The organism is Paenibacillus piri, from assembly GCF_004354045.1.
Taxonomy (GTDB): Bacteria; Bacillota; Bacilli; order Paenibacillales; family NBRC-103111; genus Paenibacillus_S; species Paenibacillus_S piri.
In genome coordinates, this window is sequence record NZ_SMRT01000002.1 from 285,523 (window position 1) to 299,269 (window position 13,747).

A 13,747-nucleotide genomic window follows, 5' to 3' on the forward strand; every position below is an offset into this window, starting at 1 on the left:
TTTTTTATTAGGTATTAAGACCGTTTTTTCGTCCGTTTTTACTTATGGATCATAATAGTTCTACATAATACGGGTGCGTTACCTTTGCCGCGCGGCCATGGCAGCCACGTAACCGATCATTACAATTGCAGATAATCTGTCGTTGTTTGCCATATGTTGCATGATATAGACTCATCCGGGTATGAAGGAGAAATCAAAGTGCAAGAAAAAGATACGTCTTATTACTCCCGCAAAGCAACACTCTCTTTAAAAATCACTGAATTTGAAGTTCCGCCTATGCAAGATTTATTAATAATCGGTAAAAAAGCGCCGATCGGCCCGGAGGCTGTGAAACGGATGGCGCAGATGCTGTCACCGGAGCAATTTACAGTCGTTAAATTAAATCATGCCAAAATCGAAGCGGTTTTAGTTCGGAACTCTATTCTCCAAATGTTGGATGAACGTATATTAATGCAAATTATTATGGAAGAAGCGGACAGGCTGATCAGCGATACTATGGTGCTTCGTTCAGAGGTGAAGGTTTCTGTAACCGTGCAAAGGGAGGTAGAACTGTAATGAAGGTAAGGGAAATAATGACATCGCCAATCCATACTGTAACATCGGAACGAAGCGTCCAATACGTGTCGGACATTATGAGCGAGCTTAAAATCGGCTCCCTGGTCGTGGTGGATTACGGAAAAACGGTTGGCATCATAACGTCCCGCGATATTCGTTCTTCCCATCCCAACCGAATCGTGGCGGATAGTATGACCCCTGAACCGGTCAGTATATTACAAGATCAATTTGTTTGGGAGGCGCTCGATATTATGGAGAAGCACTGCATTGAACGCTTGCTTGTTATTGACGGCGAGCAAACAATCGGTATCGTGACGCGTGAAACGGTTCAAATAAAGCTAAGCCAAATACTTGATCCGTTGACCGGGTTGTATCGTGCGCCCTATATTCAGCACATCGGCGAGTATATGTTAAATCAGCGCCAACCGTTCCAGCTGCTTTTTATTGACCTTAACAATTTCGGTGAAATCAACAAAGTGTATGGGCATCCTGTGGGGGATGATATCATTGTGGGCTTCTCCAATCATTTGCGTTCGTCTTCGGATGATCGGGATTATGTATGCAGATATGCAGGAGATGAATTTGTTATTATTACCACCCGCAATGAGCACGATACGTTAGCCTTGGTCAACTCCGTCTCCAATCCGGCCATGATTCATAACATCAACATTTCTGCAGCTGTCGGGCTTGTAAACATCAGTCTGGTTACCGATTTTTTTACATACTCGCTTCGTGAACTAATAAGCCACGCCAGTCTTCAATCAACTTCCATAAAAAGATATTCCGCTTCATAAAGAATAGCGGTATCCCACACCCTCCGCAGCCTATTTGCGCTTATCAGCGTTATTATGCAAATATTTTCCTATATAATTTGTTCTATATTAGCACGCTGCCACTGGATTAAAGGGCTCGTCCAATAGAATACGCAGGCTGCTATTACGCAGCTTTTTTTTGCATATAATGTATTTGTTGACAATTACATCAACGTATAAGCTTTAATCCGGATTCATCAGCTTTTTCTTCTCGTCGGAGGTTTCAAAAGCGTCCAGTATAGAGGTGAGCAATCCGGGAAAACGAAACTCCAGATCTTCCGTTCTTAGAGACAGAAATCGCTGGGTGCCTTGGATGCGAACGTTCACGACACCGGCCTCCCTTAATGTGCGAGTATGATGGGAGAGGGTAGATTTTACAACGGGCACGTCTATGTCACCGCATGTCCGCTCATCCGATTTGCGAATTGCGGAGGCGATCAGCAAACGAACGGGATCGCTTAAGGCATATAGAACTGAGGACAAATGTATATCTGCGCGGTCTGGATGATATAAAATTTTCACGATATGGCCCCCTTGTTTTTTAGCTTATGATTGCATTATAGCACAATGCGTGCTATATTAATTGCATTGTTCGATAACTATCGAATATTAGAACTTGGAGGGAGAGAAATACATGAATGCCCGGACTACGCATGATTTAAACAAGGCCGCGGAGCAAGGGGGCATGAGCGAAGGAGCTGTTAATCTTCTGCTTGGCATAACGATTATACTCGTGATCATGAACACGATGATGTTTAATTTGGCATTGCCGAACGTTGCAGAAGCTTTCCAATTGTCGGCAGCTTCGGCCTCGTGGATCGTAACAGGCTATTCTATCGTATTCGCAATTTCATCGATCACTTATAGCCGGCTTGCCGATTTCGTTCCCATCCGTCGGCTGTTCATCATCGGAATTCTGTCGCTCAGCCTTGCGGCAATTGTCGGATTGTTCAGCAACAGCTTCATCATGCTGCTGGCAGTCCGTATTGTTCAAGCGTCCGGAGCGGGCTCGATTCCGGCCTTGTCACTGGTCTTGATATCTCGTTATGTACCGATTGAGCGGCGGGGTAAAGCGATGGCGATGCTGATGTCGTCGGTTTCGCTAGGTCTTGGTCTGGGTCCGGTCGTCGGCGGAGCGGTCGTCGAATATATGGGCTGGCATATTTTATTTGTCGTAACGGCGGTAACGCTGCTGTTAGTGCCTTTCTTTACTGTTCTCATTCCTAAGGAGAAGGCGCGAAAAGGTTCATTCGACGTACCCGGCGCATTATTCATTGGCGTTGGAACGACAGGGCTTCTTCTATTCCTGACGAACCATTCCTGGATTGCGCTGGCGTTCGGACTTGCCGCGCTTGTCCTGTTTGTTGTCCGCATACGCTCGGCCAAGGATCCTTTCGTGCTCCCGTCGCTATTCCGAAATCGTTCTTATCTTGTCCTGGGAGCCGTCGGTATCGCGGCATATCTTTGCAGCTTTGCAACGCTGTTCCTTATGCCGCAAATCCTCGTCAAGCAGTATAGTCTTAGCGCTATCGAAGCGGGACTTGTCATTTTCCCGGGTTCGTTTCTGGCGATGATCGTCTCCCAACGGGTGGGACGTATCATCGATGCTCATGGAAACAGCTCGATCATCCGATATATTCCGCTGCTCTTGCTGGCATCCGTCATTTTATTCGCTTTGTTCGAAGGAATTTCTTATGTTGCAATTCTGTTCATCTACATGTTAATGAGCGTTAGCTTCACCTTCTTATCGAGCGGCATATCCAATGAAATGTCCAAATTGCTGCACCCTTCGCAGATCGGATCCGGACTTGGACTGTTTCAGCTCTTGCAATTTTTCAGCGGCGCCTTCGGCGTTGCCGTCACAGCGAGCGCACTTGCCTGGCAGAAGGATCTCACTTTGGCGCATGCCTATAGCAATATCTATTGGGGGCTGGCGATCGTAGTTATCCTGTCCATCGGCTGCGCGCTCGTTTACCTCCGATCTGCGCTGCGCAGACCGCAAGCTTCTTAATAAATTTACGCACATCCAAAATCCGTAATATCGCTTTGCTGCAGCTTACAACGGAACGGTTGAGAAATTCGCAATAACGCCTATGCTCCTGCGCTTTGTATAGTGAAATCTGCCCTGGCAAACTATAAAGATACGAAAGTTTCTTTGTCAGGACAAGCGGCAGGAGGGGGGAATCATGGAAAATAAAGATACTGTTATAGCGGCAATAACCAGAGCAAAGGGCAGAAAGTCCTTATATCATTTTACAAGAGAAAGAAATTTGCCGGCTATTGCCCAATTCGACGCTCTATTGTCCAGCTATACCATTAACCCCCTCTTTGCAGGCGAGCGCCGTTCCGAAGCCAAGGCAGTGAACTATAATGGATATCGTATAACGATAAACGCCCATCTAAAAATTCCCGACAGCATGATGGACGCTGCAATCACACAGGAACAATTTCGTACTTGTCTGGACCGCCATGTATTTTTTTGGCCCACATTAAAGGATTGCCGGAAAATGTTGGACACTTACACCCGCAGAGAACCGGATGAATCGTTTGCTATTATGGAATTCGATGCGCGTTCCTTGTTATCTGAGCATTTTTCAGCGGCAAAGCTGTCTAAATACGACTCGGGGAGTTCGCCGCGGTTCCCGACTCTTTGCTCTTACAGGAAAAGTCCGGATATGTTTTTGCCATTAAATCGTTTCAAGACCGTCGTCAACAACATAGTGCCAGCAAAAGCGTCCGAAATACGGGAGATATTGATAGAAGATCGAGTTATCGAAGTCTCAAAGCATTTACGGGCTGTTTATGCCGATCATGGCAAAGGTATACCTGATTGCTGGAGAGATCTGGCGAAGCCTTTGACGGATTTGCAAATCGAAAAGGAGCGTATAGAACAGGAGAGAGTTGAATAAAAAAACTTTCACCGGCGAGAAGCGATTCCCGAAGATGAAAACCATACACAAAGACAAGCTCGCAAATCAATTGATTTTGCGGGCTTGTTTTTGCGTTGAACATTAACACGCACCACGGTCAACAGCGCTGTTTAAATTGAGTTTAAAAAGCTGTTGTATAGTTGACGTTACAAGACGGAGAGGAGAGAAAACGAATGAAAAATGAACAAACAAGCGTCGCCTGGCGGATAAACCGGGATGAGGACGGCGAGAAAGGCAGCAGCGCGGTGAAGGTTACCCGAAACATGAGCCGGAAGCGATCCGAACATAATTTGAAAAACGATATTGCGGAAGCGGAAAGGATGGATTCATGATGGAACTTGCGCAAAAAGCGGGGGGCTGGAGAATGTTCATCCGTCTTATTCAGCAAACGAACCCGCCAAAACTGAAATTGATCACGGCGCTGCTTCTGAGCATAACGAATACCGTGGTAGCCCTTAGCATTCCCATGTTTACGAAAAACTTCGTGGACAGCTTTTCACTGAGCTCGCTCAGTGTGGGACAGATTGTCCTGATCGCCGCGGCATTTATCGCTCAGGCCATCGCCGGCGGGCTCTCGATCTATTTGCTGAGCCATGCGGGGCAAAGCATCGTCGCGGCCCTGCGGGACCGGCTGTGGAAGAAGCTTCTCGTCCTGCCGGTAGCTTATTACGATAACAACCGGACAGGCGATACGATCAGCCGGATGACGAATGATACCGGAGTAGTGAAAGGACTGATCACGGAGCATCTGGCCAACTTTTTCACCGGCATTATTTCCATAATCGGCTCTGTGGCCACCTTGCTGTATCTCGACTGGCAGATGACGCTGACCATGCTAGTGGCCGTGCCGCTCACGATGCTGATTCTCGTCCCGTTGGGGCGCCAAATGTTCAAAATTTCCAAAGGATTGCAGGATGAAACCGCGAGCTTCACGACGGTGTTGAACCAGGTGCTGTCGGAAATTCGTCTCGTCAAGATGTCCAACGCGGAAGCCGCCGAATACGAAAACGGCAAGCGAGGCATCACGAATTTGTTTCGCTTCGGGTTGAAGGAGGGCAAAGTGCAGGCGATTATCGGGCCATCGATGTCTTTCGTGCTCATGATTTTGCTTGTTATTATTATCGGCTACGGCGGCCTGCGGGTTTCCTCGGGCATATTGACTGCCGGGGAGCTGGTTGCGTTTATTTTATACCTTGTGCAAATTATAATGCCGATGGGGCAATTCACTCAATTTTTCACCCAGCTGCAAAAGGCGAGAGGCGCCACGGAACGGATTATCTCGATGCTTGAGTACCGCGAGGAGGACCATACATCGGGAAAAGAAGTGAAGAACGCGAACCTGCCGATTGCGGTGGAGCAAGTGTCGTTTGCTTACGAAACCGGCGAGACCATTTTGAAGGATGTGAGCTTTACCGTCGAACCGGGCAAAGTGACGGCGATCGTCGGCCCGAGCGGCGGAGGGAAAACAACGCTGTTCTCTTTGCTTGAAAGGTTTTATCAGCCGCAGAGCGGGACGATCCGGCTCGGTTCGGAGCCGATCGATGCTTTTTCACTGCAATCGTGGAGAAGCCGTATCGGTTATGTATCTCAGGAAAGCCCGCTTATTGCCGGAACCGTGCGGGATAATATCTGCTATGGCATGGAGCGGGAAGTCAGCGACGAAGAGCTGGAACGCGTGGCGGCAATGGCGTATGTCGATCAGTTCATCGGCGGGTTTCCGGACCGCTACGAGACGGAAGTCGGCGAACGGGGCGTCAAGCTTTCCGGCGGACAGCGTCAACGAATCGGCATCGCTCGGGCGCTATTGCGGGATCCGCAAATTTTGATGCTCGACGAAGCCACATCCAGCCTCGACAGCAAGTCGGAAATCGTTGTACAGAAGGCGTTGAAAAACTTGATGAACGGCCGGACGACCGTCGTGATTGCCCACCGGCTCTCGACTGTAGTGGATGCGGATCAAATTATATTTGTCGAGAAAGGCAGAATAACGGGGAGAGGGACGCATGAAGAGCTGCTGCAAAGCCATGACATGTATCGCGAATTCGCCGCTCAACAGCTGCGGCAAAGAGCAGGCTGAACAGCCTGCCAGGACATTCGTATCCTGCTTCGAACTGATGTATGCTAATAATAATAGTATCAACTTTCATAAAGGATGTTGAATATGACAAAATTGCTGGTGGTTGACGACGATGCGCATATCCGCGAGCTGGTCAAGGTGTTTTTGCGCAATGAAGGCTTCGATGTTCTTGAAGCTTGCGACGGCGTGCAGGCGCTCTCGATGCTGGAATCACTGAAAGCCGATCTGGTCATTCTGGATATTATGATGCCGAACATGGACGGATGGCAGCTGTGCCGCGAGCTGAGGGAGCATTACGATATCCCGCTCCTCATGCTGACGGCCAAAGGGGAAACATCGCAAAAGATAAAAGGCTTCGAGCTTGGCACGGACGATTATCTCGTCAAACCGTTCGAACCGGCCGAGCTGGTCGTCCGGGTGAAGGCGCTGCTGAAGCGATACCGGATCTCCACGTCCCAGACCGTTCAGATCGGAGATTTGGTTCTGAACCGGAAAACGTTTGAAATTTCCGCAGCCGGTCAAAACATGACGCTGCCGCTGAAAGAATTCGAGCTGCTGTTCAAGCTGGCCAGCTACCCCGGCAAGACGATTTCCCGGGAGCAGCTGATCGAGGATATTTGGGGCTACGACTTCGAGGGGAACGAGCGGACGGTCGATGTCCATATCAACCGGCTGCGCGAACGATTTCCCGACAATCGGCATTCGTTTCGGATCAAGACGATGCGCGGTCTCGGGTATCGTCTGGAGGTACTGCCATGAATAAAGCATGGCACATAACTCTCCGAATACTTGGCGTCATAGGCTTTATCATTTTCGCAAACCTGTGCGGGTCCGCCGTTTATTGGATCGCTTCGCAGCTGTTTCAATCGATGGAAACACCGCCTTCCGAATATATCAGATGGTTGATTACCTCGATCGGCGGGTTCTTGCTTTTTGCCGCTATTACGATCGCTTATGGCCTCATCATGCGGCCGAGACAAATGGATTTCTTTCAAATATTAATCGATGCGGTGAGGCAAATCGCGAGAGGCGATTTCAATGTGAAGCTTACGATCAAGCGGGATGACAACTTTGGCAAGCTCATTGACAGTATCAACCATATGGCCGTACAGTTGAACCAGATGGAACAAATGCGCCAGGAGTTCATTTCCAACGTCTCGCACGAAATCCAGTCCCCGCTTACGTCCATCGCCGGGTTTGCCAGAGTGCTGCAGGAGGGAGAACCGACCCTGGAGGAACGTATGCATTACTTAAGCATCATCGAGACCGAAAGCAAGCGCTTGTCGAAGCTGAGCGAAAATTTGCTCAAGCTGACGTCGCTGGAATCGGATCAGCATCCGTTCGAGCCCAAGCGTTACAGGCTGGACAAACAGCTGAGGAATCTGATCCTGGCCTGCGAGCCGCAGTGGAGCGGGAAATCGATTGAAATGGAGGCAAGTTTGGCCGAGATGCATATTGAGGCCGATGAGGATATGATGAGCCAAGTATGGGTCAATCTGCTTAACAACAGCATTAAATTTACTACGGACGGCGGAACTATCAGGGTTGATTTGCAGCGGAGAGACCGGCAGGCGGTCATCCGCATTGCCGACACCGGTATCGGCATGTCTGCAGAAGATTGCGAACATGTGTTTGAGAGATTCTTTAAAGTAGACAAATCGCGGAACCGGGAGCTCGGCGGCAGCGGGCTGGGACTTTCCATCGTGAAAAAAATCATCGATTTGCACAAAGGAGCCGTTAGCGTGCAGAGCAAACCGGGCGAGGGGACGATATTTACCGTTGTATTGCCGGTGGAGCCGTGATGACTCTTTTGAGGATGATCGTCATGACAGATACTTGCGAAAAATGTTTTAATCACGTCTTCTAAATGTAAAATCCGCTGTACTTATCCTGATTCACAAGGAAAATTATAGCTAAATCAAGGAATGGGCAAAATGGGCTGTTAGTATCATAAAAAAATACGGGCATAAAAAAAGCCCCGATGATAATCGGGAGTTTACTCTAATCAAATATTTAAATTTCAATTTCATCAATCGGTTCATTGAGATCTTCATGCTGAATCTGCTTGGAGTTTTCTGCTGTATAACCTGTGCTTTCATGTTCTGTCGTATCTTCATAAATAGTTTCGGGATTTCCGTCGGTTTCAATATCGATGTTTTCATTGGGCATGCTGCGTCCATCCTCCTTTTAAGACTATAGGATAGGGATAGATTTCCCGTCATAACAAATTTTATTCCGTATTCGTAACTATCTGTTATCTCTCCTCGTCCTATAAGTATATTAGGAGGGTTTACATGAACTGGAACTTTTTGATCATTGTTATTTTGTTCGTTATTAATTTTCCTGTCTATAGATTCATCTTTAGATTATTTTTCTCTGATGCCGACGATTTTGATGAATCGGTCAGGTATTCGTTTACCCCAAATTTCATATCATTTTTCAGAGGAGAGTACTTGCAAGATAAACTTGGGACGATGAGATTGAAATTTTTTGTTTTTATTTGTGTTGTTGTAATAGTGGTAGAGTTTATGCTGATCAATCAACTATTCGATTTTATTAATATAAACTTTGGCAAATAAAATAACAATTCATTTTAAGGGCATCCAGACTATGAAAAACAAACCAAGATGGTCTACACTGATACTATTATGTATTGTTGTTTTGCTGTATTTTTACAAGCCGGAGCTATTTTCATTTTCAACCCCGACGACTGCTCAAAACGGTGATGGAGAAGCGGCATATACGCTCATCTTCCCTTCAGACCGCTATCCGGAAACCGCGGCGCACATCAAATCGGCTATTGAACATGGGGAACCGTCCGTCTGCACGATTGATAGAAAGGGCGCAGAAGAAAACCGAAAGGAATCTCTCAAGGGAATACCTACAAAACCTAATTTGGACCGTGATGAGTTTCCTATGGCCATGTGTGCCGAAGGCGGTACCGGTGCCGATATCATGTATATAAGCCCGTCCGATAACCGGGGTGCCGGGTCTTGGGTGAGCAATCAGTTGGAAAAGTATTCGGATGGAACCAAAGTGAAGAATATTGTTAGATGATCCAGATGCATTTATGAAAAAGAGTTGATAATCATCAGCCGCCAAGGAGTATTGTCATGATAGAGAGAGAAAACGTTGAAGCCAATCTTCACTATTTGGTTGCTCAATATAGCGGGCTTGTCGAGCTGCTTTTAGCGAAAAAAGGAAACGATGGAATAAGCCGGTTGTCCAAGTCGGATATGGCCGCACATTTGGGAATTTCGCAGACGGCTATTTCAAAACGGTTAAAGAAATTCATACATTTTGGATTGATTGAAAAATCCGGAATAGCGGGTTATCGTGTCATACATACCGATTTTATGGAGACCCCTCTTGGGAGAGTATTCGATTTGCTGACGATAATTGAGGCAACGCCTAATTTAAGCTATGAGCAGCAAGCTAAGGAATTGGGAGTTTCAGTACATGAAATCGAAATGATCTATGGGTACTTGGTATATTTATTAAATTAAGCTGATCGTCCCATTCAACCACATCAGGCATCACGTTTGCTGACACTTCCGCTAAGCGTTTGCTGGATTTTTCCCGCAGGACGCATTAGTAATACGAAGGGGAGAGCAATAAACAAATCGTATGATTAAACTTATTGCTTTCCCGGGTTATAAAAAAATCAAGTAGAGTAGTCTATGCTCACGAAAGAACCGTTACCTATATTTCTACAGACTTCGAAGAGAACGGTAGATGGCTTCTTAAGTAAAACATATTGATGCACAGAAATCACTTGATTTAGAAGGTGCTATAATTTGGTAGTACGAACATGCAGTTCACATGAATTTCCAAAGAGGTTCACACCTGGAAAATGGATGTGAATACCAAATTATTCACATTATTATCCAGATTATTTATTGAATTATTCCTGTTTTTGGTCGCAAATGAAGTTCATGCATAATTGGGTTAAAAATCGCCGTCGCACCCCTCATGGGGTGCGTGGATTGAAATAATTCTTCCATAGCCGTACCAGCCTGTCCCATGCCGTCGCACCTAATGAGGGGTACGTGGATTGAAATCCTCTGCGGACACTGGCTCGACCTTCCCATCCCGGTCGCACCTCATGAGGGGTGTGTGGATTGAAATTAATGAAGAATGTATGTAACAAGTGATCAAGCCAAGTCGCACCCCTCATAGGTGCGTGGATTGAAATTAGCGTACCTCATCGACGACCTCGTCCAGCCTGTTACCCCGATGCATGAAGGAGGAACCTCTACATTCATTCCAGTTCATCGTATTCTCTAAATCGCAAGCAATCCGATTGGTTCGAAAAAAATTTTTTATCCATTTACTCGTAAATGTAGTACAAAATAGATGGTATAATGTTCCTATACTTTCTGCATATTTCGTAGAGTTAAGGAATTTGAATGTTCCTTCTATTATCCAGAGGAACTAAACATAAATCTTCTAACATAAGGATGGACCTTAGGAGGGAAGAACATTCTTTCATTTGCGAACAACAACAGTATCAGGTAAAACTTAATGCGCAGGATAATTTGATTCAGAGGGTCATTTAATTTTGTAGTGTGAACATGCGGTGCGAACCTGAAGCACACATAGATTTCCAGGGGGTTCGCACCAAGGAAATGGATGTAAATACCAATTTAATCATATTAAAGTCCATATTGTTTTGAGTAATTATTAAAATATGTGTGTTTTTGGTTGTATTTATGCGGTTTTGGGCATATTTGGGTCAAAAATCGCTGTCGCACCCCGCACGGGTGCGTGGATTGAAATCTCCTTCAAATTCTTTAAGATGCTCATGACCCGGGTCGCACCCCGCACGGGTGCGTGGATTGAAATTACCAACCAGCCATTGATACCTGGCGGATTGTCAGTCGCACCCCGCACGGGTGCGTGGATTGAAATGTGATATTCATCGGGGTCAAAACATTCTCGTTTGACGTCGCACCCCGCACGGGTGCGTGGATTGAAATTGGCCGATCCCTGCAAAGAAGTTGGACAGCAAAGTCGCACCCCGCACGGGTGCGTGGATTGAAATGATAATGCCGCCTATTTCACGTTGCAGCGTAGAGTCGCACCCCGCACGGGTGCGTGGATTGAAATTTGCACGAATCTATTGTCCAACGCGTTGATACATGTCGCACCCCGCACGGGTGCGTGGATTGAAATTTCCTAACGGCGCCAATGACTTGGCTGCTGCTATTGTCGCACCCCGCACGGGTGCGTGGATTGAAATCCTGGAGTTGCAGGAGTGCCGTCCGGATTTTTACGTCGCACCCCGCACGGGTGCGTGGATTGAAATTTCTTGCCATAACGGTTCAACAGTCTGCCGCGCTGGTCGCACCCCGCACGGGTGCGTGGATTGAAATCGGCTGCTGCTTTGTCTTCCTCCAGCTGTATTCCTCGTCGCACCCCGCACGGGTGCGTGGATTGAAATGGTGTGACGGACGAGGAATTGAGGGAGGAAGACGAGTCGCACCCCGCACGGGTGCGTGGATTGAAATATGAAGGCGCTTAGGTCTTACCCGTCTATCCATGTCGCACCCCGCACGGGTGCGTGGATTGAAATCGCCAAGTTCTTCGCCTGATCAGCGGCAAGCTGTGTCGCACCCCGCACGGGTGCGTGGATTGAAATCTGTGGTTAAGTTGGATATCAAGGGCGAATCGTTGGTCGCACCCCGCACGGGTGCGTGGATTGAAATTTCGAAATTGTTTTGAATCAAGCAGATACGCCTTACGTCGCACCCCGCACGGGTGCGTGGATTGAAATGCCATGGACTCGTCCCCTTTTAATAAAACTCAACGTCGCACCCCGCACGGGTGCGTGGATTGAAATGCTATCCCAATGAAGTCCATCGTCCTACTCAAATCGTCGCACCCCGCACGGGTGCGTGGATTGAAATTCATCTTTTTTTTGAAAATCATGATCAGCCACAACAGTCGCACCCCGCACGGGTGCGTGGATTGAAATGTCCGCAACCACGACCCTTATCTAATCACATCCATCGTCGCACCCCGCACGGGTGCGTGGATTGAAATCTCAATATGCTTTTCCGTCCTAACATTACTACCTTGTCGCACCCCGCACGGGTGCGTGGATTGAAATGTAGATCGTGTGTTGTTTATCATCTTGTTTTACGTCGCACCCCGCACGGGTGCGTGGATTGAAATAATCAATTGATCGGCCATGGCGATTTGCTTTTTCGTCGCACCCCGCACGGGTGCGTGGATTGAAATTGCCGTGCTGGTAGCACTCCCGAGAATTGGATGAGGTCGCACCCCGCACGGGTGCGTGGATTGAAATATCTGCACCCTGTATCCCTCCTCATAATTCTGATGTCGCACCCCGCACGGGTGCGTGGATTGAAATGCTGTGGCCTGCGCAGTGTTTACCCGCGAGTCCAAAGGTCGCACCCCGCACGGGTGCGTGGATTGAAATTGTGGTATCATTAATAGATACCAGACCTCTTTGAACGTCGCACCCCGCACGGGTGCGTGGATTGAAATTGGCAGTTGGCTCTGCTTTGACAGCGGCCGTTAGGTCGCACCCCGCACGGGTGCGTGGATTGAAATGGTATCAGCTGGTTGATCAGCGTCACTCGTAAAAAGTCGCACCCCGCACGGGTGCGTGGATTGAAATATTTTTGCCTGTACAACAAGCCTACGCATATCCCGTCGCACCCCGCACGGGTGCGTGGATTGAAATTAATCCGACTCCACGTAATCCAATCGCCTCTCCGGTCGCACCCCGCACGGGTGCGTGGATTGAAATTAAATAAAGGCGAAGGGGGCAAACTGTACTCCTAGAGTCGCACCCCGCACGGGTGCGTGGATTGAAATGTTATACATGCCGACCATTAATTCAGCGTTCGGGAGTCGCACCCCGCACGGGTGCGTGGATTGAAATCGCTTGGAAGTACTGACGAGTGAGTCTTGTAAAGTGTCGCACCCCGCACGGGTGCGTGGATTGAAATATCCTCTCTCTGATCATTGGCACCCTGTTTATGGATGTCGCACCCCGCACGGGTGCGTGGATTGAAATGGCCATAGCGATATGAGGGTCACTTTACGGTATAGTCGCACCCCGCACGGGTGCGTGGATTGAAATATAGACAAAATAACATCACCGGGATTGGACTTAGGGTCGCACCCCGCACGGGTGCGTGGATTGAAATATCTTTGGTTATAGGGGGTAGATAACTATCGAAACGTCGCACCCCGCACGGGTGCGTGGATTGAAATGACTAGAATCGCAATCATTCGTGGCTTCGGGTACAGTCGCACCCCGCACGGGTGCGTGGATTGAAATTGCGGTGGTGTACCGCTTGCCTGTGTTGTTGGAAGTCGCACCCCGCACGGGTGCGTGG

Annotated in this window: 12 protein-coding genes and 1 CRISPR repeat array (1 of these 13 cut by a window edge); of the genes, 10 read left to right on the forward strand and 2 right to left on the reverse strand. The window is 48.0% G+C overall.

The features are described from left to right. Nucleotides 1–198: 198 nt before the first annotated feature. Both E1757_RS06145 and E1757_RS06150 read left to right on the forward strand, forming a co-directional pair. Entirely contained in the window at nt 199–555 is a 357-nt protein-coding gene (locus E1757_RS06145; protein ID WP_133225968.1) for a hypothetical protein, read from the forward strand. Continuing rightward, nucleotides 555–1,349 (forward strand): GGDEF domain-containing protein, encoded by a 795-nt coding sequence (locus E1757_RS06150; RefSeq protein WP_133225969.1) that lies wholly within the window; start codon nt 555–557, stop codon nt 1,347–1,349. Before E1757_RS06145 ends, E1757_RS06150 begins: the two co-directional genes overlap by 1 nt. A 201-nt stretch (nt 1,350–1,550) precedes the next feature. On the opposite strand, the gene E1757_RS37050 is transcribed toward E1757_RS06150, so the two are convergent. Next, on the reverse strand, nt 1,551–1,694 hold the full coding sequence (locus E1757_RS37050) for a hypothetical protein (protein ID WP_342774516.1): 144 nt from the start codon (nt 1,692–1,694) through the stop codon (nt 1,551–1,553). Nucleotides 1,695–2,001: 307 nt separating this feature from the next. On the opposite strand from E1757_RS37050, the gene E1757_RS06160 reads away from it, so the two are divergent. The 6 genes from E1757_RS06160 to E1757_RS06180 all read left to right on the forward strand — a co-directional run bounded on the left by E1757_RS06160 (nt 2,002) and on the right by E1757_RS06180 (nt 8,176). Further along, nucleotides 2,002–3,378, forward strand: coding sequence for an MFS transporter (locus E1757_RS06160; RefSeq protein ID WP_133225971.1), 1,377 nt, complete (start codon nt 2,002–2,004; stop codon nt 3,376–3,378). A gap of 175 nt (nt 3,379–3,553) precedes the next feature. Then, nucleotides 3,554–4,276 carry a DUF7002 family protein gene (locus E1757_RS06165; protein WP_133225972.1) on the forward strand — a complete coding sequence of 241 codons (723 nt, stop codon included), beginning with the start codon at nt 3,554–3,556 and terminating at the stop codon, nt 4,274–4,276. Between the two features lie 194 nt (nt 4,277–4,470). Continuing rightward, nucleotides 4,471–4,629 carry a hypothetical protein gene (locus E1757_RS35690; protein ID WP_165971976.1) on the forward strand — a complete coding sequence of 53 codons (159 nt, stop codon included), beginning with the start codon at nt 4,471–4,473 and terminating at the stop codon, nt 4,627–4,629. Beyond that, nucleotides 4,629–6,374, forward strand: a complete 1,746-nt coding sequence (locus tag E1757_RS06170) for an ABC transporter ATP-binding protein (protein WP_133226606.1) — start codon at nt 4,629–4,631, stop codon at nt 6,372–6,374. The genes E1757_RS35690 and E1757_RS06170 overlap by 1 nt, the downstream gene beginning before the upstream one ends. Before the next feature lie 84 nt (nt 6,375–6,458). Beyond that, nucleotides 6,459–7,133 carry a response regulator transcription factor gene (locus tag E1757_RS06175; protein ID WP_133225973.1) on the forward strand — a complete coding sequence of 225 codons (675 nt, stop codon included), beginning with the start codon at nt 6,459–6,461 and terminating at the stop codon, nt 7,131–7,133. Then, on the forward strand, nt 7,130–8,176 hold the full coding sequence (locus E1757_RS06180) for a sensor histidine kinase (RefSeq protein ID WP_133225974.1): 1,047 nt from the start codon (nt 7,130–7,132) through the stop codon (nt 8,174–8,176). The genes E1757_RS06175 and E1757_RS06180 overlap by 4 nt, the downstream gene beginning before the upstream one ends. Nucleotides 8,177–8,387: 211 nt before the next feature. On the opposite strand, the gene E1757_RS35695 is transcribed toward E1757_RS06180, so the two are convergent. After that, nucleotides 8,388–8,543, reverse strand: a complete 156-nt coding sequence (locus E1757_RS35695) for a hypothetical protein (RefSeq protein WP_165971977.1) — start codon at nt 8,541–8,543, stop codon at nt 8,388–8,390. A 441-nt stretch (nt 8,544–8,984) separates the two neighbouring features. Here E1757_RS35695 and E1757_RS06190 point away from each other — a divergent pair, with 441 nt between their 5' ends. After that, nucleotides 8,985–9,431, forward strand: coding sequence for a NucA/NucB deoxyribonuclease domain-containing protein (locus E1757_RS06190; protein WP_133225976.1), 447 nt, complete (start codon nt 8,985–8,987; stop codon nt 9,429–9,431). Nucleotides 9,432–9,487: 56 nt separating this feature from the next. After that, nucleotides 9,488–9,880 carry a helix-turn-helix domain-containing protein gene (locus E1757_RS06195; RefSeq protein ID WP_133225977.1) on the forward strand — a complete coding sequence of 131 codons (393 nt, stop codon included), beginning with the start codon at nt 9,488–9,490 and terminating at the stop codon, nt 9,878–9,880. A gap of 1,241 nt (nt 9,881–11,121) precedes the next feature. Then, nucleotides 11,122–13,747: direct repeats of the CRISPR family, unit length 32 nt; unit sequence GTCGCACCCCGCACGGGTGCGTGGATTGAAAT; it runs 936 nt beyond the window's last position.

What these genes read in the sequence shown, in the direction of transcription:
- E1757_RS06150 (WP_133225969.1), top strand. Translation starts at nt 555, where the DNA reads ATGAAGGTAAGGGAAATAATGACATCGCCAATCCATACTGTAACATCG.
- E1757_RS06160 (WP_133225971.1), top strand. Translation starts at nt 2,002, where the DNA reads ATGAATGCCCGGACTACGCATGATTTAAACAAGGCCGCGGAGCAAGGG.
- E1757_RS06165 (WP_133225972.1), top strand. Translation starts at nt 3,554, where the DNA reads ATGGAAAATAAAGATACTGTTATAGCGGCAATAACCAGAGCAAAGGGC.
- E1757_RS35690 (WP_165971976.1), top strand. Translation starts at nt 4,471, where the DNA reads ATGAAAAATGAACAAACAAGCGTCGCCTGGCGGATAAACCGGGATGAG.
- E1757_RS06170 (WP_133226606.1), top strand. Translation starts at nt 4,629, where the DNA reads ATGGAACTTGCGCAAAAAGCGGGGGGCTGGAGAATGTTCATCCGTCTT.
- E1757_RS06175 (WP_133225973.1), top strand. Translation starts at nt 6,459, where the DNA reads ATGACAAAATTGCTGGTGGTTGACGACGATGCGCATATCCGCGAGCTG.
- E1757_RS06180 (WP_133225974.1), top strand. Translation starts at nt 7,130, where the DNA reads ATGAATAAAGCATGGCACATAACTCTCCGAATACTTGGCGTCATAGGC.
- E1757_RS35695 (WP_165971977.1), bottom strand. Translation starts at nt 8,543, where the DNA reads ATGCCCAATGAAAACATCGATATTGAAACCGACGGAAATCCCGAAACT.
- E1757_RS06190 (WP_133225976.1), top strand. Translation starts at nt 8,985, where the DNA reads ATGAAAAACAAACCAAGATGGTCTACACTGATACTATTATGTATTGTT.
- E1757_RS06195 (WP_133225977.1), top strand. Translation starts at nt 9,488, where the DNA reads ATGATAGAGAGAGAAAACGTTGAAGCCAATCTTCACTATTTGGTTGCT.